At 69.4% G+C, this 24,628-nt stretch carries 21 protein-coding genes; 14 read left to right on the top strand and 7 right to left on the bottom strand.

Translation table 11 applies throughout. From position 1 onward, the window contains the following. The first annotated feature begins 64 nt into the window (after positions 1-64). From HHX41_RS31715 to HHX41_RS31685, 7 genes are all read left to right on the top strand, one after another. Positions 65-2,464: a glycoside hydrolase family 3 N-terminal domain-containing protein gene (locus tag HHX41_RS31715; protein ID WP_220504594.1), complete on the top strand. Its 2,400-nt coding sequence runs from the start codon at positions 65-67 to the stop codon at positions 2,462-2,464. Between the two features lie 166 nt (positions 2,465-2,630). Next, positions 2,631-3,668 carry a LacI family DNA-binding transcriptional regulator gene (locus HHX41_RS31710; RefSeq protein ID WP_182908870.1) on the top strand — a complete coding sequence of 346 codons (1,038 nt, stop codon included), beginning with the start codon at positions 2,631-2,633 and terminating at the stop codon, positions 3,666-3,668. 163 nt (positions 3,669-3,831) lie between these two features. Next, positions 3,832-6,009 (top strand): esterase family protein, encoded by a 2,178-nt coding sequence (locus tag HHX41_RS31705; RefSeq protein WP_182908869.1) that lies wholly within the window; start codon positions 3,832-3,834, stop codon positions 6,007-6,009. Between the two features lie 204 nt (positions 6,010-6,213). Next, complete coding sequence (locus HHX41_RS31700; protein WP_182908868.1) at positions 6,214-7,605, top strand: extracellular solute-binding protein; 1,392 nt, start codon at positions 6,214-6,216, stop codon at positions 7,603-7,605. 75 nt (positions 7,606-7,680) lie between these two features. Beyond that, complete coding sequence (locus tag HHX41_RS31695; RefSeq protein WP_169987469.1) at positions 7,681-8,622, top strand: carbohydrate ABC transporter permease; 942 nt, start codon at positions 7,681-7,683, stop codon at positions 8,620-8,622. Then, on the top strand, positions 8,622-9,503 hold the full coding sequence (locus HHX41_RS31690) for a carbohydrate ABC transporter permease (protein ID WP_169987467.1): 882 nt from the start codon (positions 8,622-8,624) through the stop codon (positions 9,501-9,503). The genes HHX41_RS31695 and HHX41_RS31690 overlap by 1 nt, the downstream gene beginning before the upstream one ends. Before the next feature lie 47 nt (positions 9,504-9,550). After that, complete coding sequence (locus HHX41_RS31685) at positions 9,551-11,278, top strand: IlvD/Edd family dehydratase (RefSeq protein WP_182908867.1); 1,728 nt, start codon at positions 9,551-9,553, stop codon at positions 11,276-11,278. 69 nt (positions 11,279-11,347) lie between these two features. Here HHX41_RS31685 and HHX41_RS31680 read toward each other — a convergent pair whose 3' ends face one another. Genes HHX41_RS31680 through HHX41_RS31670 form a run of 3 tightly spaced genes read right to left on the bottom strand, consistent with a single transcriptional unit; the run spans position 11,348 to position 13,979 of the window. Further along, complete coding sequence (locus HHX41_RS31680; RefSeq protein ID WP_169987464.1) at positions 11,348-12,007, bottom strand: response regulator transcription factor; 660 nt, start codon at positions 12,005-12,007, stop codon at positions 11,348-11,350. Next, positions 12,004-13,149 (bottom strand): histidine kinase, encoded by a 1,146-nt coding sequence (locus HHX41_RS31675; RefSeq protein WP_182908866.1) that lies wholly within the window; start codon positions 13,147-13,149, stop codon positions 12,004-12,006. The genes HHX41_RS31680 and HHX41_RS31675 overlap by 4 nt, the downstream gene beginning before the upstream one ends. Then, the gene (locus tag HHX41_RS31670) at positions 13,146-13,979 is read right to left on the bottom strand and encodes a CPBP family intramembrane glutamic endopeptidase (RefSeq protein ID WP_182908865.1); all 834 of its coding nucleotides are present in this window, start codon (positions 13,977-13,979) and stop codon (positions 13,146-13,148) included. The genes HHX41_RS31675 and HHX41_RS31670 overlap by 4 nt, the downstream gene beginning before the upstream one ends. Positions 13,980-14,236: 257 nt before the next feature. Here HHX41_RS31670 and HHX41_RS31665 point away from each other — a divergent pair, with 257 nt between their 5' ends. Further along, positions 14,237-15,220: an ATP-binding cassette domain-containing protein gene (locus tag HHX41_RS31665; protein ID WP_182908864.1), complete on the top strand. Its 984-nt coding sequence runs from the start codon at positions 14,237-14,239 to the stop codon at positions 15,218-15,220. Beyond that, a complete protein-coding gene (locus tag HHX41_RS31660) occupies positions 15,217-16,065 on the top strand; it encodes an ABC transporter permease (protein ID WP_169987458.1) in 849 nt (282 codons plus the stop codon). Before HHX41_RS31665 ends, HHX41_RS31660 begins: the two co-directional genes overlap by 4 nt. Before the next feature lie 6 nt (positions 16,066-16,071). Here HHX41_RS31660 and HHX41_RS31655 read toward each other — a convergent pair whose 3' ends face one another. After that, positions 16,072-19,176 carry a BTAD domain-containing putative transcriptional regulator gene (locus tag HHX41_RS31655; protein ID WP_182908863.1) on the bottom strand — a complete coding sequence of 1,035 codons (3,105 nt, stop codon included), beginning with the start codon at positions 19,174-19,176 and terminating at the stop codon, positions 16,072-16,074. An 88-nt stretch (positions 19,177-19,264) separates the two neighbouring features. Between HHX41_RS31655 and HHX41_RS31650 the strand changes: the two genes are divergently transcribed. Both HHX41_RS31650 and HHX41_RS31645 read left to right on the top strand, forming a co-directional pair. Beyond that, positions 19,265-20,047 (top strand): hypothetical protein, encoded by a 783-nt coding sequence (locus HHX41_RS31650; RefSeq protein ID WP_182908862.1) that lies wholly within the window; start codon positions 19,265-19,267, stop codon positions 20,045-20,047. 88 nt (positions 20,048-20,135) lie between these two features. Next, a complete protein-coding gene (locus tag HHX41_RS31645; protein WP_182908861.1) occupies positions 20,136-20,720 on the top strand; it encodes a dihydrofolate reductase family protein in 585 nt (194 codons plus the stop codon). A 41-nt stretch (positions 20,721-20,761) separates the two neighbouring features. On the opposite strand, the gene HHX41_RS31640 is transcribed toward HHX41_RS31645, so the two are convergent. Continuing rightward, complete coding sequence (locus tag HHX41_RS31640) at positions 20,762-21,664, bottom strand: NmrA family NAD(P)-binding protein (protein WP_182908860.1); 903 nt, start codon at positions 21,662-21,664, stop codon at positions 20,762-20,764. A 172-nt stretch (positions 21,665-21,836) separates the two neighbouring features. On the opposite strand from HHX41_RS31640, the gene HHX41_RS31635 reads away from it, so the two are divergent. Further along, positions 21,837-22,154: a helix-turn-helix domain-containing protein gene (locus tag HHX41_RS31635; RefSeq protein ID WP_310742277.1), complete on the top strand. Its 318-nt coding sequence runs from the start codon at positions 21,837-21,839 to the stop codon at positions 22,152-22,154. Positions 22,155-22,874: 720 nt separating this feature from the next. Here the strand turns inward: HHX41_RS31635 and HHX41_RS41220 are convergent. Next, a complete protein-coding gene (locus HHX41_RS41220) occupies positions 22,875-23,000 on the bottom strand; it encodes a hypothetical protein (RefSeq protein ID WP_259401448.1) in 126 nt (41 codons plus the stop codon). A gap of 70 nt (positions 23,001-23,070) precedes the next feature. Next, positions 23,071-23,451, bottom strand: a complete 381-nt coding sequence (locus tag HHX41_RS31625; RefSeq protein ID WP_182908858.1) for a PLDc N-terminal domain-containing protein — start codon at positions 23,449-23,451, stop codon at positions 23,071-23,073. 416 nt (positions 23,452-23,867) lie between these two features. Here HHX41_RS31625 and HHX41_RS42435 point away from each other — a divergent pair, with 416 nt between their 5' ends. After that, positions 23,868-24,134 carry an alpha/beta fold hydrolase gene (locus HHX41_RS42435; protein ID WP_396795472.1) on the top strand — a complete coding sequence of 89 codons (267 nt, stop codon included), beginning with the start codon at positions 23,868-23,870 and terminating at the stop codon, positions 24,132-24,134. After that, positions 24,071-24,295 carry an alpha/beta fold hydrolase gene (locus HHX41_RS31615; protein WP_182908856.1) on the top strand — a complete coding sequence of 75 codons (225 nt, stop codon included), beginning with the start codon at positions 24,071-24,073 and terminating at the stop codon, positions 24,293-24,295. The genes HHX41_RS42435 and HHX41_RS31615 overlap by 64 nt, the downstream gene beginning before the upstream one ends. Positions 24,296-24,628 lie beyond the last annotated feature (333 nt).

Raw genomic sequence — 24,628 nt, 5'->3', positions numbered from 1 at the left:
ATCGGCGACGGTGACGTTGTAAACGTTACCGATTACGTTTGCAAAGGCGGAATGGGGTGATCGGGTGACCACTGTCAGGCAGGAGTCCGGGGCGATCTACACCGATCGGGCCGCTCCCGTGGGGGAGCGCGTGGCGGATCTGCTTGCCCGGATGACCCGGGAGGAGAAGCTCGCACAGCTGGGAAGCGTCTGGGCGTTCTCGGTGATGGACGGCGGCCGGTACGCGGAGGAGCGGGCACGGACGGTCCTTCGGCACGGCTTGGGGCACGTGACCCGGGTCGCCGGAGCCACCAATCTCAAGGCCGAACAGGTGGCGCGCGTGGCGAACGCGATCCAGCGGTTTCTGGTGACGCAGACCCGGCTGGGGATTCCGGCGATCGTGCACGAGGAGGTGTGCTCCGGCTTGATGGCGCGCGAGGCGACCATCTTCCCCCAGGCGATCGGGGTCGCGAGCACCTGGGAGCCGGAGCTCAACCGGCGGCTGGCGGATGCCGTCCGTGCGCAGATGCGCGCGATGGGAAGCCACCAGGGGCTCTCACCGGTGCTGGACGTGGTGCGGGACCCGCGGTGGGGCCGGACGGAGGAGACCTACGGCGAGGACCCGTATCTGGTGGCCCGCATGGGCGTGGCGTTCATCCGGGGCCTCCAGGGCGCTTCTCCGGCGGAGGGCGTCATCGCGACGGCCAAGCACTTCGTCGGTTACGGGGCGTCCGAGGGCGGGTTGAACTGGGCGCCGGCGCACCTGCCACCTCGTCTGCTGCGGGAGGTGTATCTGTATCCGTTCGAGACGGCGGTCCGGGAGGCGGGCCTCCAGTCGGTGATGGCCGGCTACCACGAGCTGGACGGGATCCCCTGCCATGCCAACCGTGAGCTCCTCACCGATGTCCTCCGTGGGGAGTGGGGCTTCACGGGCACCGTCGTGTCGGACTACTTCGCCGTCGACGATCTCCATTCGTATCACCACTTCGCCGAGGACAAGCGGCGGGCGGCGGCTTCGGCGCTCACCGCGGGCACCGACGTCGAGCTTCCGGCGACGGACGCGTACGCGGACGCGCTGGCACGCGCCCTGGACGCCGGTGAGGTCGGCGAGGGGGAACTGGACGAAGCGGTCGCACGGGTCCTCCGGCACAAGTTCGAGCTCGGCCTGTTCGAGAACCCCTACGTCGACGAGACCGCGGTCGCGGTGACGGTGAACGCCGAGCGGCACCGGGAGGTGGCGCTCGAGACGGCTCGCCGCAGCCTCGTCCTGCTCAAGAACGAGGGCGTCCTGCCGCTGCGGCCGGGCGCCGGAACGGTCGCCCTCATCGGGCCGAACGCCGACAGCGCCCGGCATCTGCTCGGTGACTACTCCTTCGCTGCGCATGTCGAGTCGCTGCTGGAGGCGCGCGAGCGGAAGGGTCTGCTCGGCCAGACGATGACGGTGCCGGACGACCTCGAGATGGAGGAGAGCACGGACGGGGTGCCCACGGTGCGCGACGAGCTCACGGCTCGCCTGGGCGACCGGGTGCGCTACGCGCACGGGTGCGATGTGATCGACGCGTCGAGGGACGGTTTCGACGAGGCGGTCGCGGCCGCCGCGGCGGCCGACGTCGCGGTGCTGGTCCTGGGAGACCGTTCGGGGCTGACGACCCGGGCCACGACGGGCGAGTCGAGGGACCGGTCCAGCCTGGAGCTGCCCGGTGTCCAGGAGGACCTGGTCCGTGCCGTCGTCGCCACCGGCACCCCCGTGGTGGCGGTGCTCGTCGCCGGCCGGCCGGTCGGCGGCGACTTCCTGCACGAGGAGTGCGCCGCGGTGCTGATGGCCTGGCTGCCCGGGCAGACCGGGGCGCAGGCGATCGCCGAGGTGCTGCTCGGCGAGGTGAACCCGAGCGGGAAGCTGCCGATCTCCTACCCGCGCTCCGTGGGCCAGATACCCGTCTTCTACGGGCACAAGGTGTCCGGCGGACGGTCGCACTGGCACGGCGATTACGTCGACTCGCCCGTCAGCCCGCGATACCCCTTCGGCCACGGACTCGGCTACGCCCCGTTCGTCATCGAACACGTCACGCTGGACCACGCCGAAGTGACCGCCGGGGACAGCGTCACCGTGGAGGTCACCGTGGCCAACACGGGCGATCGGGCAGGCGAGGAAGTCGTCCAGCTCTACATCCGGGATCCGCAGGCGACGGTCACCCGGCCTGTGCTCGAGTTGAAGAGCTTCGCCCGTGTGTACGCCGGGCCGGGGCGGCGAACGGCCATACGGTTCCGTCTGCCGACGGGTCAGCTTGGTTTCTACAACCGCAACATGGACTACGCCATAGAAACCGGACATATTGAGGTATATGTCGGCTTCTCCTCCACTGTTCTTACCCCCGCGGGCACGTTCGCCATCACCGGCGACGCTGACCGGACCGAGGTCCGAAAGGCCTACACGGGCGCGGTCGACGTCGTGGAAGTGCCACCGGCGACCGCGTGGCCGAGATGACGGCGCGGCAGGTGGGGCGGGGTATCGGGGCGATCCGGCTGTGTCCTTTTCGGACATGCGGTCGGCGCGCTGAGAGGCCGAAATGGGTCTTGTGTTGGCATTCGTTATCGCTTACGTTAAGCGTTGGAAACGTAACCGATAACGATTGCAATGTAGAGAGGGCGGCATGGCCGACGGCGATACGCCGGTGACGATGAGCGACGTCGCGCGTCTGGCGGGCGTCTCCACCGCGACGGTGTCGCGGGTGGTCAACGGGCGTTACGGCGTCAGTGCCAGCACCATCGCGCAGGTCCGTTCGGCCATCGAGCGGCTGGGCTACGAGTCGAGCCTCGTGGCGACCAGCCTGCGCCGCAGCCGCACCAACGTTCTGGGCCTGGTGACGCACAGCTTCCAGTCCTATACGGCCGAGGTGCTCAAGGGCGTGATGGATGCCCTGCGCCAGTCCGGCTTCGACCTGATCATCTATGCCAACAGCGATCTCTACGGGACGTACTCGGAGGGCTGGGAGCAGCGGCACCTGACCCGCCTGTCGGGCACCCTCACGGACGGATGCATCGTGGTCACGCCCTGGGGTGAGGTGCGGAGCAGCACTCCGGTCGTGGTCATAGATCCGGTGAGGGACTCGACGGTGCCGTCCGTGACGGCCGACAACCTCGCGGGTGCCACCCAGGTGGTCGAGCATCTGCTCGGCCTGGGCCATCGGCGTATCGGATTCATCGCGGGCCGTTCCAGCCTCGCGGCGGCCTGGTCGCGTGAGGAGGGTTACCGCAGGGCGCTGGCCGAAGCGGGAGTTCCGGCCGATCCGACGTTGATCGGCAGGGGCGACTTCAATCCCGAGTCGGCGATCCCGCTGGCGCGCGCGTTGCTGGAAAGGCCGGACCGGCCGACGGCGATCTTCGCCGCGAGCGACGGAATGGCCCTGAAGGTTCTGGAGGTCGCGAAGGAGTTGGGGCTCGACGTTCCCGGCGACCTGTCGGTGGTCGGATTCGACAACATTCCGGAGTCGGCGCTGGCCGAGCCGGCGCTGACCACGGTGGACCAGTCGATGTACCGCCTCGGACACGAGGCCGCGCGCATGCTCAAGTCGCTGGTGACCGGCGAGTGGGAGGGCCCCCGCCAAATACTGCTTCCGACCCGGTTGGTGGTCCGCGGCTCCACCGCACCACCGCGGATCACGACACCGCAGATCACAAAGAGACCCTGACACGACGCACAGGTGCACCATCCAGGTGCACCTGGCGTTCAGGAAACACATCAAACCAGTGACGAACGGAGGTAAAGCTACACAAACCGCGTCACATACACCGAGAAGCTAGGTCGGCTGAGCGGCCCTACCCCGCTGCCGACCATCACAAGGAGTTTTCGGTATGACCTTACTGTATCACGGCAGGTCGCGTCCCATGGGCGCACGACGGCTCTCGGCGGTGATCGTCGCCGGAGTCATGGCGCTCGCGGCGGTGTTACTCGCGCCGCGGCCGGCCACGGCGGCCACGCCGTGGCTGAGTGTCTCGGATGACGGCTACGTCTCGTTCAGCGTCCCGACGGCGGACATCCAGGCCGGCATGGGCCAGGTGTCCCAGGTCGTCATCGAGGGGAACTTCGGCCCCTCCTCCTCCTGGGTGGAGTTCGGCCTGAGCCGCGGGGGCAGCGCCTATACGGGAGTCCTTGGCCCGCTCAAGCCGGGGCTGTACTACTACCAGGTCACGGGCGACGACACCAAGGGCCTCAAGGACCCGACGAACAGCACCACCGTGGCGTCCAAGCCTCTGTGGAGCACCTTCCTCGTCAAGGGCGACTCGGCGCGCCTGCTGGCGGACGCGCCTGAGGGGCAGGGCGGCAAGGTCGAGACCCTGACCTACCGGGTCAAGAAGGAGGAGCGGTCGGCCCTGGTCTGGACCCCGCCGGGGTACTCGGCCAAGGGCGGCAAGCCGTATCCGGTGCTGTACCTGCAGTCCGGCACGGACAGGAGCGCCACCGACTGGCTCGACCTCGGCCGTGCCAGGCAGATCCTCGACAACCTGTCGGCCGACGGCGCCATCGAGCCGATGGTGGTCGTGATCACCGACGGTCGCGGACCGGACGACGACAAGGAGCTCAAGGACCTCCGCAAGGCGGTCGGGGACGCCTACCGCGTCCACCGCGACCGGGAGCACCAGGCGATCGCCGGTGTGTCCGAGGGCGGGTCGCAGGCGTTGCGTGCCGCCCTGACCGGCCCCGGCCAGTTCGCCTACGCCGGCTCGTTCTCGGGCCTCCTCACGGAGGTCGCCGGTGGGAAGCCCGGCCCCGGACCGAACCCCGGTGTCAAGCTGGTGCGTCTGTACACCGGGAACGTGACCGATCCCGCGTACAACGCGACCGTCCGCCTGACGAAGGCGCTGGACCGCGCCCGCGTCAAGTACGAGTTCGACGGGGTCAACCCCGACGGCGGGGCGAACTGGACCGCCTGGCAGGAGAACCTGATCGATTTCCTGCCGCGGCTGTTCCGTAAGGCGTCGGACCACGGTCCGAGCGCCGGTCACGAGCCGCTGAAGGGCGAGTTCACCCCGCCGGCGCCCGGCACCACGCCGACGCCGTTCGTGCAGGACGGCTTCGTCACCTTCGAGACCACGACGGACTTCAAGGACGCCAAGCACGTCACGGTGTGGGCGAACATCGCTCCCGGCGGGAGCTGGCTGCGCGTCCCGCTGTCCCGTGAGGGCGACCGGTGGCGGGCGACCGTGGGCCCGTTCGAGCCGTGGTTCTACTACTACCGGCTCATCGTGGATCGGGTCGCGGTCAAGGACGCGTCGAACCCGACGAAGGTGACCACCGAGCCCACCTGGAGCACCTTCCTCGTCCCCGGTGAGAGGGCACGCCTGGTCACGGACGTTCCCGCCGGTCAGGGCGGGAAGGTCGAGAGTCTGACGTACCGCAGCAACGTGACGAACCAGGACCGGACCGCGTTGGTCTGGACCCCGCCCGGCTACGACCCGAACCGCGCGGAGCCGTATCCCGTCTTCTACCTGCAGCACGGTGGCGGCCAGAACCACACGGACTGGGTCGAGATGGGACGCGCCAAGCAGATTCTCGACAACCACTACCGTGACGGCAACCTGGTGCCGATGGTGGTCGTGATGAGCAACGGCAATGTGTCCAACTTCAACAAGGAACTGCTGGAGAACATCGACCCGGCCGTACGCGCCCGGTACAACGTCTCCGGCGACCCGTCGCAGCAGGCACTCGCCGGCCTCTCGATGGGTGGTGGACAGACGATCGGGATGCTCAAGGCGTACCCGGGCCGGTTCGCCTACATCGCGGCGTTCTCGGCCGGGTTCGGCGGCGGCACCGGCGTCGACGTGGCGGCGATCAACAACGGGACCAAGCTGCTGCGCGTGTACGTCGGCGACGTCACCGACTTCGTGTACCCGTCGTTCATGGCGGGACTGACCACGATGGACAACCTCGGCATCCGTTACGAGTTCGACGGGGTCACCCCCGGGCCGCACGGCTGGGACGTGTGGCAGAAGAACCTCATCGACCTGGCACCGCGCTTGTTCAAGCGCTGATCCCAGGCCCACTGGAGGCGACACCACCGGGCCCCCGGTGATGCTCGCCACGCACGTGAGCGTGTGAGCGCTCACATTGAGAAATCGGCGCGAGGGACAGGGCGCGGATCGTGTCATCCGCGCCCCGTCCCGGCCGATCGCTCGGCCTCAGCGGCGGCGCATGGACCCCTTGTGCGCTGTGACCCCGAAGGGGAGATCATGTCAATGAAGACGAAAAGACTAATTGTCACGGCGGCCATGCTCGCCGCCGCGAGCGCGCTGGCCGCCTGCGCCCCCGACGCGGGAGGGGGCGCGAACACCGCGGGCGGAAGCGCCGCGCCCGCGAACGACGCGGGCGGAAACAACGCGAGCAACTGCACGAACACGATCAGCAAGAAGGACCTGCCGGTCGTGACCTTCTGGGGCTGGTACCCCAACATGCAGCTCGTCGTCGACAACTTCAACAAGCAGAACAACGAGGTGCAGGTCTGCTGGACCAACGTCGGTCAGGGCGGTGACGAGTACGACAAGTTCCAGACGGCCATCTCGGCGGGCAGCGGCGCGCCCGACGTGATCATGATCGAGGCGGACCGGATCCCGACCTTCCAGATCCAGAAGGCGCTCGTCGACATCAAGCAGTACGGCTATGACGCCGTCAAGGACAACTACGGCACGGGCGCGTGGAAGGACGTCTCGATCGGCGGCGCGGTCTACGGCGTTCCGGTCGACGGCGGCCCGATGGCGATGATCTACCGGAAGGACGTCTTCGACAAGTACAAGGTCACTCCACCGAAGACGTGGGCCGAGTACGAGCAGGCTGCGCAGAAGGTGAAGGACGCGGGGGGCCCGCTGTTCGGCGACCTGGGCGCGAACGTGCCGGCCGTCCTGATGGCGTTGCAGATCCAGAAGGGCGCGAGTCCGTTCGCCTACGATCCGGCGAAGCCGGAGATGATCGGCATCAAGCTGAACGACCAGGCATCCAAGGACGTGCTCGACTACTGGGGGAGCCTCGCCAAGAAGGGCCTGGTCGGGACGCAGGACCAGTTCACGCCGGAGTACATCGCCGGTGTGGTCAACGGCAAGTACGCGACGTACATCTCGGCGGCCTGGGCGCCCGGATACCTCACCGGCGCGGGCGTCGGCAAGGGCGAGGACACCGGTAAGTGGGCGGTGGCGCCGCTCCCGCAGTGGGATCCCGGCAATCCGGTGCAGGTGAACTGGGGCGGGTCGGCCTTCTCGGTGACGAGCCAGGCGAAGAACCCCGAACTCGCGGCGAAGGTGGCGTACGGCCTCTACGCCGACGACGAGTCGCTCACCGACGGCTGGACCAACCAGATCATCTTCCCGCTGAACCTCAAGGCGCTCAACAGTCCCGAGTTCGTGGACCTGAAGGTGAACTTCTTCGACGGTCAGCAGGCGAACAAGGAGGTCTACGTCCCGGCGGCGAACGCCTACAAGGGCATGACCTACGCCCCGTTCGGCCAGTACTACTTCGACGCCATGACGAAGCAGGTCAGTGCGATCATCCAGGGCTCCGTCACCGGTGCGCAGGCCGCCGACCGGCTCCAGGAGGACGTGGTGGGCTACGCCAAGGAGCAAGGGTTCACCGTCCAGTGACACCACGGGCGGGCCGGCCGGGCGTCCCCGGCCGGCCCGCCCGTCACCCCCAGCATCGACTTCCCGGAGCCCACAATGACCCTCCTGATCGAGGAGAGTGCAGCGAGCACTCAAGAGAAAGCGCACAAGGTCCGCGGCAAGGTGCGCCTCCGTGAGCACCTGATGGGGTGGCTCTTCGTCGGGCCTTTCGCGATCGTCTTCCTGGCGCTTCTCATCGCGCCGCTCGCGTACGCGTTCTACCTCAGCCTCTGGCAGAAGAAGCTGATCGGCGGCACCAGCTTCGTCTTCCTCGGCAACTACGTGAAGGCGTTCACCGACCCGACTTTCCTGTCCGGGGCGTGGTTCGTCATCCGCTTCTCGCTCGTCGCCATCCCGCTGCAGATCGTCATCGCGCTCGCGATGGCACTCATCCTGGACGCCGTGACCTCGCTGTTCACCCGCTTCTCCCGCCTCATGATCTTCCTTCCCTACGCCATCCCCACGGTCATCGGGGCGGTCATGTGGGGATTCCTCTACAGCAAGAGCTTCGGGCCGCTCACCGACATCTTCGGATTGTTCGGCGCCACCGCGCCCGACTTCTTCAGCAGCAATCTGATCTTCTACGGCCTGATCAACGTCGTCACCTGGCAGTGGGCCGGCTACTACATGATCATTCTGTACGCGGCGCTCCAGGGAATCGACCCGACGCTTTACGAGGCCGCCCGCATGGACGGCGCCGGGAAATGGCAGATCGCGCTCCGGATCAAAATCCCGCTGATCGCCCCCGCGCTGCTCCTGATCCTGGTCTTCTCGCTCATCGGCACCCTGCAGTTCTTCAACGAACCACAGATCCTGCGCTATCTCGCGGCCGGCACGATCTCGCCGGGATTCACCCCCAACATGTACGCCTACCAGCAGGCGTTCGGGCTCGCGAACTTCAACTACGGATCGGCGATCTCCTTCGCCCTCGGCGGGATCGTGTTCGTCTGCGTCTACGCCTTCCTGTTCTTCACCCGCAAGCGGAGGAGCTTCTTCTGATGACCGGCAGCTCCCGCGCCGGCGTACGCCGCCGTCCCCAGCGCCATCTCCCGCTGCAGATCTTCCTCGGCTTCCTGGTCGTCTACTTCCTGGTGCCGTTCTGGTGGGTCATCGTCAACAGTTCCAAAGACGCTCCCGGCCTGTTCAGCGGCAGCAACACCCTGTGGTTCGCCGATTCGGTCGACTACTTTGGAAACCTCCAGCGGCTGTTCACCTTCGACGGCGGCATCTACGGCAGGTGGATCCTCAACTCCACGCTGTACGCGTTCGCGGGCGGGATCGGCGCCACGGTCCTGGCCGTCCTGGCCGGCTACGGATTCGCCAAATACCGGTTCGCCGGCAGGCGCTTCAGCTTCTCGGTCCTGCTGGGCGCGTTGATGGTGCCCGCGACCGCCCTGGTGATCCCCACCTTCATGATGTTCTCCGGGCTCGGCCTGACGAACACGATCTGGGCGGTGATCCTTCCGTCGCTGCTCAATCCATTCGGCGTCTACCTGATGCACGTGTACGCGCGCGACGCGGTGCCCGACGAGATCCTGGACGCGGCGCGGGTCGACGGCGCGGGTGAACTGCGGACGTTCCTCCAGGTCGCCTTCCCGCTGATGCGGCCCGCGGTGGTCACGGTGCTGCTCCTGTCCGCCGTGGCGTCCTGGAACAACTACTTCCTGCCCCTCGCCATGCTCTCCGACAACCGGCTCTTCCCCGTCACCGTCGGGCTCGGCCTCTGGCAGGGAATCGCCTCGGCGAACAACGCGGGTAGCACCTCTCTTTGGAGCCTCATCATCCTGGGCGCGCTCGTCTCGGTGGTCCCGCTCATCATCGCCTTCTTCACCCTTCAGCGGCACTGGCGCGGCGGACTGTCCGTCGGAGGACTGAGATAGCCCGGCCGGTGTCCGGCAGACAATCGAAATGACAGAGAGGTGTCCCGATGTCGATGACGAATCGCCCGCTGCGTAGCCAGCAGTGGTTCGGAGCGGAGGGCCGCAACGGGTTCATCCATCGATCGTGGATGCGCAACCAGGGGTTCGCGGACGACGTCTTCGACGGCCGGCCGGTGGTCGGCATCGCCACGACGTGGTCGGAACTGACGCCGTGCAACGCCCACCTGCGCGACCTGGCCGAGTCGGTGAAGCGCGGCGTGTGGGAGAGCGGCGGCCTGCCACTGGAGTTTCCGGCGATGAGCCTGGGGGAGCCGCTGATGCGGCCGACGACCATGCTCTACCGCAACCTGCTGGCGATGGAGGCCGAGGAACTGATCCGCGCCAACCCGCTCGACGGGGTGGTGCTGCTGTCCGGCTGCGACAAGACCACGCCCGGGCTGCTGATGGGCGCGGCCAGCGTCGACCTGCCCACGTTGATGATCACCGGTGGTCCGATGCTGAACGGCAAGTTCCGTGGCCGGGACATCGGATCGGGCACCGACGTGTGGCGTTTCACCGAGGAACAGCGCGCAGGCCGGATGACGGCGGCCGACTGCGCCGAGGCGGAGATCTGCATGTCCCGCAGCCGCGGGCACTGCATGACCATGGGGACCGCCTCCACGATGGCCTGCGTGACCGAGGCGCTCGGCGTCCAGCTGCCGGGGGCCGCCGCCGTACCGGCGGTCGACTCCCGCCGGTACGCGCTCGCGCACGCCGCCGGGCGCCGGATCGTGGCCATGGTCGAGGAGGACCAGCGGCTGTCCACCGTGCTCACCCGCGAAGCCTTCGAGAACGCCATCCGGGTCAACGCCGCGATCGGCGGCTCCACCAACGCCGTGGTGCACCTGCTGGCGATCGCCGGGCGCCTCGGCGTACCCCTGTCGCTGGAGGACTTCGACACGCTCACCGCCGACGTGCCCATGCTGGTGAACCTGATGCCCTCCGGCACACACCTGATGGAGGACTTCGCGTACGCGGGCGGGCTCCCGGCGGTGATGAAGGAGATCGCCCCCCTGCTGCACCTGGACCACGTCACCGTCAGCGGCAAGAGCGTGGCCGACAACGTCAGCGGTGCCCAGTGCTGGAACCGGGAGGTCATCGGCACCATGGAGGAGCCGTTCCAGCCCGCCGGGTCGGGGACCGTCGTGCTGCGCGGGTCGCTCGCGCCGTCCGGGGCCGTGCTGAAGGTCTCCGCCGCCTCGCCCCATCTGCTGCGGCACACCGGACAGGCGCTCGTGTTCGACCGGATCGAGGACTACATCGCCGTGGCCGACGACCCGGATCTGGACGTCACCGCCGACACGGTCATCGTGGTACGCAACGCCGGACCACGCGGCTACCCCGGTTTTCCCGAGGTGGGTAACATGCCCATGCCGCGGCGGCTGCTCACCGAAGGGGTCACCGACATGGTGCGGATCTCCGACGCCCGCATGAGCGGCACCGGCTACGGCACCTGCGTCCTGCACGTGGCCCCCGAGGCGTCGGTGGGCGGCCCTCTCGCACTCGTGCGTACCGGCGACGTGATTCGGCTCGACGTCCCGGCGCGGCGTCTGGACCTGCTGGTCGACGCCGCGGAGCTCGAGCGCCGTCGCGCCGCCTGGCAGCCCCCGCGACCGGCCGCCGACCGTGGATGGGTGCGTCTGTACAGCGAGCACGTCCTCCAAGCCGACAAGGGCGCGGACCTGGACTTCCTCACCGGCGGCAGCGGCAGCGCCCCGCCCCGCCACTCACACTGATCATCCTCGTGGACCGGCGCCCGCCGCGGAGACCGTGCGGGACCTCGGCGGACGCCGGTCCGGCGGGCCTCAGGTCACCAGGCCCCTGCGGTAGGCGTAGACCACGGCCTGCACGCGGTCACGCAGGCCGAGCTTGGTGAGGATGCGCGAGACGTACGTCTTGACGGTCTCCTGGCTGATCACCAGCTCCGCGGCGATCTCGCCGTTGGACAGGCCGTCGGCGATGAGGCGCAGCACCTCCAGTTCGCGCGGGGTCAGCGCGACGTCGTCCGGTGTGCCCTCGGCGGGGCGGATCCGCGCCGCGTACCTGCCGACGAGCTGCCGCGTCACCTCGGGGGCCAGCAGCGCGGCACCCGACGCGACGGTGCGGATGCCGTGCAGCAGCTGCGCCGGGGGAGCGTCCTTGAGCAGGAACCCGCTCGCCCCCGCGCGCAGCGCCTCGTACACGTACTCGTCCAGGTTGAAGGTCGTCACCACGAGCACCTTGACCGGATGCTCCACCCCGGCGCCGGCCAGCAGGCGGGTCGCCTCGATGCCGTCGAGCACCGGCATGCGTACGTCCATCACCACGATGTCCGGGTTCAGCCGGCGGGCGAGGTCGACCGCGGCGCGACCGTCCCCGCACTCGCCCACCACCTCCAGGTCGGGCTGGGCATCGATGATCGTCGCGAACCCGGTGCGGATCAGCGCCTGGTCGTCGCAGACCAGGACCCGGACCGGCGCGTTCACGACGGGCTCCCCGCGGGGATGCGCGCTCGTACGACGAAGCCGCCGTCCGCCCGCCCGGCGCTGAACTCGCCGCCGAGGGCGTCCACGCGGTCGCGGAGCCCGGCGAGGCCCCGGCCGCTCCCGCCGGGCGAGCCGGCCCGCGAGCCGGAGCCGTCGGTGCCGACCTCCACGGTGATCTCCTTGCCATAGCGCACACGGACCACCGTGGGGCTGCCGTGGGCGTACTTGAGAGCGTTTGTCAGGGATTCCTGGACGACCCTATAGGCCACGACTTCGGCGCTGCCGCGCGATTCCGCCGGCGTGCCCTCCTCGGTGAACTCCACCGGCTGCCCGGCCCGGCGGGTCTGCTCCACGAGGGTGTGCAATTCACCGACCGACGGCATCGTGTCGGTGTCGTGGTCGGGGTTGAGCAGGTCGAGCAGGTGCCGCAGGTCGGCGATGGCCAGCCGGCCGGTGTCGGTGACGGCACTCAGGGCCGCGTCGAGCCGATCGGGCGCGGTGGTCAGGTAGCGCGCCGCCTCGGCCTGTACGACCATGGCCGTCACGTGGTGGGTCACGACGTCGTGAAGTTCGCGGGCGATGCGGGTGCGTTCGGCGGCGCGGGTGGCCTCGGCGATGTGGCGGCGGCGTTCGGTCTCGGCGGCCCGGGTGGAGCGCATCCAGGCCCCGATGCCCCACGCGAGGACCAGCGTCAGGTAGAACACCACGTACCCTTCCACCTTCTCCGTCGCGCCGAGCCGGTCGAGCGCGACCGCCAGCGGCACGTACGCCATGGAGAGGAGGATCACGGTGGCACGCCGGTGGCGCTCCAGATGGGCGCCCGTGCTGATCAGCGCGACGGTCATCGCGTTGCTCGCGAAGACGTGGTAGGCGCGGATCTGGTCGAGGACGAAGCCGAGCGTCACCAGAGCCAGACACACGGCCGGCCACCGGCGGCGCACGGCGAGCGGAAGGCACTCCAGAGCGATCACCACGAGCGCCAGTGCGTCGAGGGGACGGACGGGCAGGTCCCCGACCTGCGTCCCCTTGCCGTAGAGCGCCGGTATCAGGGACACAACGGCCAGCAGCAGCCCGAACGGTGCATCCCGGACCACGACGTCGCACCGCCGCCACAGGTCGGTGACCCGCCGTAAGTCGATCACTGGGTGAGCGTAGCGGTCGCGTCCGCCCGGGCGCCGCGCCGCATGGGGACCAGGTTGCCGCGCCGGCGGGCCAGCCACAGGAACACGACCGTCAGCGCCAGGCCGAACACCACCGCGTACGGGCTCGCCTCCGGACCGAAGTCGCCGCCGGTGAGCAGGGCCGGGCCCGACGTCACGCTGTTCAACAGCCCCTCGCTCGCGCCGTTGCCGGAGACCTCGGTGCTGAAGATGCCGGCCGCGGCGAAGTTCCAGCCGAAGTGCAGGCCGATCGGCAGCCACAGGGTGCGGGTGGCGGCGTAGGCGGCGGCGAGCATGCCGCCGGCCTCGATCGCGATGGCGATCGCGCCCCACAGGTTGGCGTGCTCGTTGGTCAGGTGCATCAGGCCGAACACCAGGCTGGTCAGCACCAGCGCGATCCACGTGCCGGCCCATCCCTCGACGATCCGGAACAGCACGCCGCGGAACATCAGCTCCTCCGTCACCGCGGCGGCGGCCATGAAGCCGAACAGCCCGGCCGCGCCCGTCACCGAGCCGAGGCCGTCGACCCGGTAGTACCCCAGGAAGGCGAGGTTCACGATGACGGCCGCGAACATCCCGACTCCGATCAGCAGCCCTCGGCCGACGGCGGGGACGGCGCCTTCCCGGGCCACCTCCACCGGCGCGCGGCGCTCGGACCATCGCACCGCCCAGCCGTACACGAACACCGCGAGGACGGCTGTCGCGACACCGAAGATCAGGGTGAGGAACGCGTTCCCCTGCACCGCGCCCACGGCCGCGTTGCCGGCGAAGGCGACCAGCGCGACGGGCACGAACTGCTTCAACAGTCGCATGACGACTCCTTCGGGAGATTCCGCGACCGGAGCGCCGCGGCTACGCCGAGAACGCTAGGGATCCGGCGGCCGGGAATCGTCACCGTGCGGTGGACATTCGCCGGTAGCTCTCACGGGGGACACGTACGCGCAATCGACCCCAGGCCGGTGAAACCGCCAGGTCAGGGGTGAAACCGGCGTGAAGCCGCGATGAATCCGGCGGCCCGGAAGCTCTTCTCGTACGCCGGGAGGTACCCGGCGGAGAGAGGAGACGCGTCATGGCGGACCTCAGTGCCGTCCGGGCCGACGGCCTGGTCAAGACCTTCGGCGACTTCCGGGCCGTGGACGGAATCGACCTTCACGTACGGCAGGGCGAGATCTTCGGAGTGCTGGGCCCCAACGGAGCGGGCAAGACCACCACCCTCCGGATGCTCGCCACCCTGCTCCCCATCGACGGCGGCCATGCGGAGATCTTCGGCGTCGACGTCCGGCGGGAGCCCCACCGCATCCGGCAGCTGGTGGGCGTGACGGGCCAGTACGCCTCGGTGGACGAGGACCTCACCGCGCGGGAGAACCTGTGGCTGTTCGGCCGGCTGCAGGGCCTGACGAGCACCCGGGCCAAGAGCATCGCCGGCGACCTGCTCGCCCGCTTCGACCTTCAGGAGGCGGCCGACCGTCCCCTGTCCCAGTTCAGCGGCGGCATGCGCCGCCGCCTCGACCTGGCGTCGAGCCTGATCACCCGCCCGCCTCTGATCTTCCTGGACGAGCCCACGACCGGCCTCGACCCGAGAACCCGGGGCCAGATGTGGGACACCATCCGCGAACTGGTCACCGACGGTTCCACGATCCTCCTGACCACCCAGTACCTGGACGAGGCCGATCAGCTGGCCGACCGCATCGCCGTGATCGACCGGGGCCGGAAGGTCGCCGAGGACACCCCCGACGCGCTGAAGACCCAGGTCGGCGAATCGACCCTGCAGCTCAGCCTGGCGGAGGGCGCCGACACCGCCCTGGGCGCGGACGTCGTCCGCCGGCTGCTGGGCGAGGACCCGGTCCTGAGCCCGGAATCGGGACGCATGAACATCCCCCTCCCCGACCCCGACCGGGCCGCGGACGTCCTGATCGGCCTGCGGGAGGCAGGCCTCGGCATCTCCTCGGTGAGCGTCGCCAAGCCGACGCTGGACGAGGTCTTCCTGGCGCTGACCGGCCACGGCGCCGACGACGAATCCCAGACCAAGCCCCAGATGGAGGCGGCCCGATGACCACGACCACCGTTACCCCGACCCCGCTCGACCCCCGGCGCGTCGACCCGTCCGTCGTGGTCGCCCGCACGACGTCCCACACTTCACTGCAGGAGACCTGGGTCCAGACCCTGTCCATGGCGTGGCGTGCCCTGAAGAAGATGCGCCGCAAGCCCGAGCAGTTCTTCGACGTCCTCATCCAGCCTCTGCTGTTCACCGCGATGTTCGCGTTCATCTTCGGCGGCGCGATCTCCGGCAGCGTGTCGGACTACCTCCCGGTGCTGATCCCCGGCATCCTCGCCCAGACGGCCCTGACCGTCTGCATGGCGACGGGCGTGCAACTGCGCGAAGACATGGACAAGGGGGTCTTCGACCGCTTCAAGTCCCTGCCGATCGCGAGGATCGCCCCTCTGGCCGGCCCGATGATCGCCGATTTGATCCGTTACGGCATCGCGTCGGTGCTGACGGTCGTCACCGGCCTGCTCATCGGTTACCGCCCCGGCGGCGGTGTGCTCGGCTGCGTCGGCGGGATCGCGCTCACCGTGATCGCGGGCTGGTCGCTGGCGTGGATCTTCACCTGGCTGGGCACGATGGCGCGTTCCGCGCAGAGTGTCCAGGGGATCTCAATGATGATCATGTTCCCGCTCACCTTCCTGTCCAACGCCTTCGTCCCCGCCGAGACGCTGCCCGGCTGGCTGGAGGCGTTCGTGAAGGTCAACCCGGTGTCGCACGTCGTCTCCGCGGTGCGCGACCTGTTCAACGACGGGGCCGTGACGGCCGAGGTCGGCTGGGCGGTCATCGGCTGCGCGGTAGTCGTCGCGGTCTTCGCCCCACTGGCGGTCCGCTCGTACTCCCGCAAGATGTAGCCGGTGTCAGAACAGCCGTTCCAGGACGGCACGCGCCTCGGCCAGCAGGTCGGGGCCGCGTCGTTCGCCGTACTCCGCCTCGATCCGGGACATGACGCCGGGGGCGATCCGTTCGGCGTGCTCGGACAGGACCGACCACTGCAGCGTCGGGACGAACCGGTTGTAGGCGAACCTGTCGGCGAGCACGAGCAGCCGCACCGCCTCCTCGGCGGGCAGCGCTCCCTTCCGCAGGCCCCAGATGCCCAGCCCGGCGAGCACCATCCCCATCACCGGGTAGTCCGTGTGATCCAGCGTGAAGGCGGTCCGGACTTCGGCCCGCAACGACTCGAAGAGGTCCGCGCCGTCGTCGCCCTCGCCGTACAGGGCGAACGCCGAGAGCGCGACGACCTCGCCCAGGGCGCCCCACCGTGTGAAAGCGTCCTCCGCGCCCGGGACGCACAGGTTCCGCAGCGCCTCTGCGGTCTCGCGGTGCCGCCGCAGTCCCTCGGCGACGTCGCCGTCGGCGAGGGTCAGCTGGGCCCTGGCGGCCGCGACCGACAGGACCTCCCCGTAGGTGCCCTGGGAGGCGAGCGCCTCCAGGTCGTCGACCATGCGCGCGGCCTCGTCGCGGCGGCCCTCGGCGAGCGCCGCCATGGCGAGGGCGGCGCGGATCTGGACGGCGTCGTCCACCGCTCCGAGGCGTTCGAGCACCGGGAGCGCCTCGACAGCATGCCCGGAGGCCGACGCGGAGTCACCGAGGTGCGCGTACAGGCTGGCCAACTGCGTGTGCAGCACCGCCCGGTGCCAGGGACCGCCGTCATCGCCGACGAGTTCGAGGGCGGCTCTGGCCGCTTCGATCGCGCCGACCGGGTCGCCGACGTTCTCCCGGCCGTGGCTCAGCCAGTGCAGCGCGATCCGGCGGATCATGGGGTCGGGATCGGCGGTCAGCTTGTCCAGGCCGTGCTCGGGATCCGACGCCGCTGCGAGCAGGGCGGTCACCGTCGCCCGGAGGGCGGGGTTCGCCGAGTCGGCGCCCAGCCCGGACAGCAGCCGCGCCAACGTCCCGGACTCTCCCAGGGGGACGATCATGGTGTTGAACAGCGCGATGCTCAGGGCCGCCCGGGTCCGGTCGAGGAGCCGGGGCGGCGGCGTCCAGCCGCTCAGGGCGGCGGCGACGGCGGGGGTGAGCACGATGCTGCGCGGATGGTCTCCGCGGATCGACCAGAAGCCGCCCAGAGCCGAGAACAGCATCACGACCGCCTCCGGGTCGGGGTCGGCGAGGGCCTCGCGCAGGATGTCGGAGAGGTTCGTCTCCTCCGCACGCAGCCGGTCCATCGCGTCGACCTGCTCCGGTGAGTACAGCCGGGCGCCGTGCCGGCCGGCGTGACCGACGGCCCACGCGCGTACGGCGGCCCGCGCCTCGTCGGTCTCGCCGGCCGAGTCCAGCCGCACCCGGCCGAACTCCCGCACCGTCTCGAGCATGCGGTACCGGACGCCCTCGGCCGTCTCCACGACGGTGAGCAGGGACTGCTCCACGAGCTCCTCGACGTCGCCGAGAGCGCCGTCGCCGAGCACCTCCTCGGCCGCGTCGAGGGCGAAGCCGTCCGGGAAGGCCGAGAGGCGGCGCAGGGCCCGGCGCTCCCGCTCGCCGAGAAGGTTCCAGGACCAGTCGATCACGGCCAGCAGCGTCTGGTGCCGGGAGGGGGCGCTCCGGTCACCGCCGCGCAGCAGCGCGAACCTGTCCTCCAGCCGTCGGGCGATCTCGGCCGGTGACATCACCCGCACCTTCGCGGCGGCCAGTTCGATCGCGAGCGGCAGGCCGTCCAAGCGGGCCACGACGGCGCGTACGTCGTCCTCGTCGAGGTGCACTCCGGGCCGGGCCGCGGTGGCGCGGTCGCGGAACAGCTCGATGGCGTCACCGGTCCCCAGCTGGGGCAGCGGATAGACGCGTTCGGCGGCGATCGCCAGCGGCGAGCGGGTCGTGGTGAGGACGCGCAGCTCTCGTGTGGTCGCGGTCAGATAGGCGACCAGGTCGGCGACCGCCTCCACCAGATGCTCGCAGTTGTCGAGCACCAGCAACGTCGGGGCCGGGTCGAGCTGCTGGGCGATCCGGGCCCGGACGTCGGCGCGTTGCCGCGGGGTGAGCGTGCGGCGTCCGGTCACCGAGTCGCGGACGCCGAGCGCCGACCCGACCTCGCCGACCAGGTCCTCGGGCGCGGTCACGCCGACCAGTTCGACGAAGTGCACCACCGGCTGCGGGGCCTCGCGGGCGACGGCATGGGCGAGCCGGGTCTTCCCGAGCCCGCCCGGACCGAGGATCGAGACCACCCGGGAGGTGGCGAGCAGGGCCCGTATCCGCCGGAGGTCGTCGTCGCGGCCGAGCAGCGGGGTCGTGTCGAAGCGCACACCGACGCGCACGGGGTTGTCGAGGGCCAGCAGCTCACGATGGACCCGCTGCAGCTCCGGGCCGACGTCGGCGCCGACCCGGTCGCGCAGCTCCGACCGATAACGCTCGAAGCGGTCGAGCGCGGCGCCCGTTCCGCGCACCGCGGCCTCGCTGTGCAGGAGATCGGCGAGCAGCCCCTCGTCCCCGGGGTGGGCGCGCGCGGCCTCCTCGAGCTCGGGCAGGGCGATGTCGTGGTCACCACTGCGGCTCCGGGCCCGGGCGAGCACGACCCGCGCGGCCGCCAGATCGCGTGCCGCGCGCCGGCGCACCTCGGCCAGCGGGCCGCCGCCCTCCGGCGGCAGCGCTCCGACGCCCAGCGCGAGCGCCTCCTCGGCCGCCGCGGCCGCGGCGGCCGGGTCCTCGACGAGCAGCGCCCGCGCCCGGTCCGTCAGACCATGCAGTCGGCCCGCGTCGATTCGATCGGGCGGGACATCGAGCCGGTAGCCGCCCCCCTCCGTGACCAGCGCCTCCGGCCCCACGACCGACCTGGTCCGGGACACCAGGACCTGCAGCGCCTTCGCCGGATTGGCCGGTTCGTCGTCCCCCCACACCTCTGAGACGAGGCGGTCCGCGCTCACGGTCCGGGAAGCGGACGCGAGGGTCGCGAGCAGTGCCTGAGCCCTCTCGCCGACCACCGGCTGCCCCCGCCACCGCACCCCGGCGAGCAGGCTCAGGTCGATCGGCATGGCGCCAGTCTAGGCTTCACCGAGCCGTCCACCCGTTCTCGTTTTACCTATCTGGAGGCCGGACCATTACGCGCGGATCATGTCTGCCATGTGGGCTTCGCTCCGATTCTGGGGGACGGCGCTGCTGGGACTGGCTGCCCTCCCCGTCGTCGTCATGCTGATCGCCGATGGTCCCGTCGCCCGTGACGGGACCATAGTGGAGGCCCTCCGCGCGGGTGTGATGCTGCTGGCGGGAGCGTGGGCGGGCGGGCGGGCCCAAAGCCGGAGTATCGGGCGAATCCTCCTGTTCGGCGGACTGCTGGGCGTGGTCCGGCTGGTGTGCGAGCTTCCGGGCCTCGTCATCGCGTCCGACGAATTGGCCGCGAGCTGGGATTCGTGGCTGCACTACTGGATCTTGGTACCGCAGGTCATGACGCCGCTGCTGCTCGCCACCGCCATCTTTCCTGACGGGCGCCCGGCGCTGCCGATCGCCGCGAAGCTCTCGGTGTTCGCCGTCGTGGTGGCATCGCTCACCGCCGCCACCTACAACTGGCCGCGCAGCGACGGCGGCGCCGGCGGCAACCCGGCGGCGCTGCCGCCGCGCCTCGGCGACGTGCTGCTAGTGATCACACTTGCCGCCGTCCTCGTGGCGATCGTCTGCGTGCTCGCCTCCCTGGCCGTCCGATGGAAGAGGGGCGAGGCGGCTTTACGGCGGTCCCTGCTCCATCCTCTCGCCGCGCTGCTCCTCGGCATCGCGTACCAGCTGCTGCGCCCCGTATTGCCCGGGGTGCCCGGCGACACGTGGGAGGTGTTCCTCCCGATCTACTGCGCCGTCCTGGCCCTCGCCGTACGCCCGCTCGCTCTGGGAAGGCCTGGCTACGGCTTCGGCTGACCTCACCGTCGATCCGGCCGTCCGCCGTTCGTGTAGAGGGTGAGACCGGGGGCGTTCCCGGCGAACCCAACCACGGAGGAGAAACGGCATGGGCAAGGTCGTCGCGATCGAGCATCTGACACTCGACGGCGTCATGCAGGCACCGGGGCACCCCGACGAGGACCTCCGCGACGGGTTCCGGCACGGGGGATGGGCCACCCGGCGCCAGGACCCCGCCATGCAGGAGGCGATGGGCGCGCGGATGACGGACGCCTGGTCCCTGCTGGCCGGCCGGACCACCTACGAGCGCTTCGCGGACTACTGGCCCGCTCAGGAGCCGAACCCGTTCACCGACGCGCTCAACCGCGTACGGAAGTACGTCGCCTCCACCACGCTGACCGAGCCGCTGACCTGGCAGAACTCCACCCTTCTCAAGGGCGGCGCCGCGGACGCGGTAGCCGGTCTGAAAGAGGAACTGGACGGCACCCTCGTGGTGTTCGGCAGCGGAGTGCTGGTCAGGTCGCTGCTGCCGCGCCGCCTGGTCGACGAGTTCGTCCTCCTGATCCACCCGGTGGTGCTGGGCTCCGGGCGCCGGCTGTTCGAGGAGACCCCGCCGGAGTCCTTCGAGCTCGTCGACTCCACGACGACCCGGACCGGCGTCGTCATCGCCACCTACCGACCCGGCGCGAGGTAAGAATGATGACGGCGAGGAGACAGGCCCCTGCCGCGCTGCTGTCAGGTTCGGCTGGGGACCGACTGGTGAGCGCTTTCTCCGACAGCCTGGACGAGTTGGTCTCGTACGTCGCGGGGCCCGGCCGGTAGGAGAGTGGTCAGATCGGTGTCGTGGGCCTCAAGGCATCCGGCGCGGATGTTGGAGAAGATCGAGAGCGTGTGGGTGATCTGGTAAGGGTCCTGGCCGCTGCCGGCCAGTGCCTCGCGCGCTGTGGACAGAGAGATCGGCTGGTAACAGACCGGGCGGTTCAGCGTGTCGCTCAGCACCTCGGCGATGTCCTGACCGCCGACCGCCTCGACGCCCTCCAGTTCGTAGGTCTTGCCCGCGTGCCGGCTGCGGCGGCCCGAGGCGAGGTCGCGCTGGGTCTCCGTGGCGACCCGGACGGCGACCTCGGCCAGGTCCTCCTTCGCCACGATGGACACTCGCCCGGCGCCGAACGCGGCGGCGAAGACGCCGGTCTCGGCGGCCGATGCGGCGGCGGCCGTGGCGAGGCCGGCCGCGACCTCGGCGTACAGGCCGTTGCGCAGGATCGTCACATCGAACGGGGCCGCGGCGAGGCGCGCTTCGGTCCAGCGGTGCGGCAGCGCGATCGTCAACAGGTCGCCCGACCTCGCCAGGCTGGTGTAGACGACATGCCGGACGCCCGCCGCGCCGGCCGCGTCCACCACCGCGCCATGGCGGGCCAGCACCACGTCGTCCTCGGCGTATCCGGCCGAGACGAACACCAGGACGTCAACGCCTCGGAAGCCCTCGGTAAGTGAGGTCGGATCGTCGAAGTCGATCCGGCGTGCGGTTGCCCCGTCGCCCGAGCGAGTGCCGCCGGCCACGTCAAGGCCGTCCTCGGCGGACAGACCACGGAAGATCAGGCCGCCGAGCCCGCCGGAGATGCCGGTGACGAGAATCATTCGAAGCTCCTTGATGTTGGTGCAGGCTGGAACAGCACCCGATCATCCGCGCCCCGCTGCGGCATCGTAAGGAGGCACTTTCGTGTCAGTCACGAACACGGCGGTAATCCCACAGGTCAGCGGCCCTGTTCCCACGGGACCGTGCGGTGATGACGACTGTGGGATCCGCGATGTGCTCGACCGGCTCGGTGATCGGTGGACCGTGCTGGTGCTGGTCGAGCTGTCCAAGGGAACGCGCCGCTTCCGGGAACTGGAGCGGGCGATTCCCGGTATCTCGCAGCGGATGCTCACGCTGACGACCAAACGGCTGTGCCGCGACGGGCTCGTCGAACGGACCGTCTACCCGACCACCCCGCCGCAGACCGACTATCGGCTTACTCCGATGGGCAAGAGCCTGGCGGACATGGTGTTCGCCCTGGCCGACTGGTCCCGCGATCACAAGGACGCCGTCGCCGCGGCCCGCGGCCGCTGGGATCAGGAGCACCTGTGAGTCTCGTGGCGCGATGCCGTCCGCGGGCCGATGAACTCCGCCCGCGACGACCGGCTCGCCTGGGCATGGTTCCCGTCCACTGAGGCAGCTAGGACGGGAACACCGGGCTGATCGTCACCGCCAGGGGCGCCTCCGTGAGGCGCTGGCCGTTCGGCTCCGAGCACTACGCGACCACGATGAGCGCCGCTGTTGACGACCTTCTGGCCGGTGGTTACGACTGCTTCTATCCACCTCAGCAGAGCTGCGACCGGCCCCAGTCGAACGGCTACTTCCGGGTCGCCCTCCGTAGTGATCAGATCGTCTCGGCCCAGTTCGGCATCGGCAGCCTCATCGAGTCGGGCCGACAACGACACCCGCTCAGCGAGGAGTTCCCGCACGGCCTCAACTTTCTCACCGAGGCGGTTCGCTCTTACCGAAGCGGTCCGCCGTCCGGTCACCGAGCGCATCGAACAGTCCCGGCGATCCGGCACCAGCTTCACCGGCATCGTGGCCGGAACGGTCGTGATCATCGACGCGCGCCGGGGCACTGCCGAGGGAGATGATCTCGTGGCGTAATTCGACATCCAGATCGGCGCACCGCTGGCCGCGACTTTATCGCGCAGGCCGGAGCAGGACATCGGACCGCTGATAGCGTCGCGGCTCCTCATGGATGAACACGTTGCTGTTGCGGGGAGCACTCACGCGCCCTTCCCCTGATGTGCGGACCGGGCCCGCGACGGGTCAGGAGGAGTGGATCTCGGAGTCCGGCCAGGTCCCGTCATCGGTGAACTGCGAGCCCCAGTAGTACGGGTTCACCTCGCGGAGGGTGCGGGCGCTCCAGCCCGCCTCGCCGGAGCCGCCGGGCACGGCGACCTCGACGTCGGGTCCCCATAGGGCCAGGCGCTCCTGCGGACCGGGCTCGACCCGTAGCGAGTCATTACTGGTCTTGGTTCTTCTCCGCCTGACGCTGCTGCTCGCGATGGGCGCGGCGCTGCTCCTCGGCCCGCTCCCGGCAGCGGCGGAGGAACTCATCGTCGTCGTCGGGGTTGGAGGGGACGAACCGGCCCGGCCGGTCGTACTCGGGGAAGCGTCCGCTGTTGCCCTTGTACGGCAGCCCGCCGGGCCGCGTCACGCTCTGCGGCCGACCCAGGACCAGCCACAGGATCGATCCGACCTCGGGGAGGAACAGGACGATAATGATCCACAACCCCTTGGGCAGGTTGCGGCAGTCCTCCTCCGCTGTGACGATCACGTCGATCAGGCAGAAGATCCATAAGGCGAGCAGAACCAGGCCGAACCCGCCGTAAATGAGGGGCATCCCGAATCCTCCCAGTGTCAGACGCGCAGAGCGTAGTGGATCCGATCTTCGTCTGGCGCGGCTTTCCCGATACGTGATCTTTTCCGATGCGGCGCAAAAGCGTGGAGCGGGTGACGGGAATCGAACCCGCGCTGTCAGCTCGGGAACAGGCTACTGATCTTGCCCACTTGAGCTGGGAAAACAGAGGGTTCAGGTCAAGGCCGGTCGAGTGACCGTGAGTCCCCGCGGCTCTCCCCTGATCGTCAACCGAACGGGCACGCGAGCGTCCTTCCGCTCTCTTGCCGAGCCGGTACTCGTGGGGAGCGCTCCTACCTGGCGCGGAGCTGTGCGCGGAAAAGCAGTGGCGGCTTGCCGAACCGGGGTGTTAGAAGGGCGCCGTACAAAGGGCGGCGGCGGGAGAGGCTGGCTACGTGGGGATGATCAGTAGGGTTGTGGCTGGGGACGTGCCGATCGCGGCGGAGGACCATGGGGGAAACGGCAGGGACGTTCTCCTTCTCCATGGGGGAGGACGATCCCGCAGGGATTGGGATCCCTTCGCGGGGCTTCTCACCAGCAACGGATTCCGTGCGGTCTCGATGGATCTCCGTGGGCATGGGGAGTCCGGTGAGGCGCCGTGGTCATGGGACGAGGCGCTCGCGATGTCGCTGCCGTTGCCGAGGAGTATGGACTTCACCGGCCTATGATCGTCGGGCATTCGCTCGGGGGTATGTTCGCCGCGTTGTGGGCCGGCGAACATGCGGAGTGTCCGCTGGCGGTGAACCTTGATGGTCATGGCAATCCGACGCGGCCGGACCAGTTCTTCGGCCTCGATGAGGTCTCGGCAGCCGATGCCTGCCGGGGATGACCGGGTTCCTGGCGGAGATGGGCCGAGGGCTTCCGGAGGGGTTCCTTCAGGTCATGAGGGAGATAGACGCCCTGGACCTGTTCGCCGTCTAGCGCGCTGTGCGTTGTCCGCTCCTTGTCGTCAGCGGTGACGCTTCGGCTTTCGCAGGTATTTTCCCGGAGCATCTCGTCCCGGCGTGGAACGCCTACTGCCTCTGGATCGAAGGGCAGCTAGCATCGGTCACTCGGGAGCTGCCTCTGGTTCGGCACGTGTCACTGGGGACAGGGCATGATCCTCATATTGAGGATCCCAAGATCCTGCTGAGTATTTTGATCAAACACCTGGATCAGGGCC

This window comes from Microbispora sp. H13382 (assembly GCF_014161445.1).
Lineage (GTDB): Bacteria > Actinomycetota > Actinomycetes > Streptosporangiales > Streptosporangiaceae > Microbispora.
The sequence above is the reverse complement of the archived record's forward strand: the minus strand, read 5'-3'. Positions and strand labels throughout refer to the sequence as shown.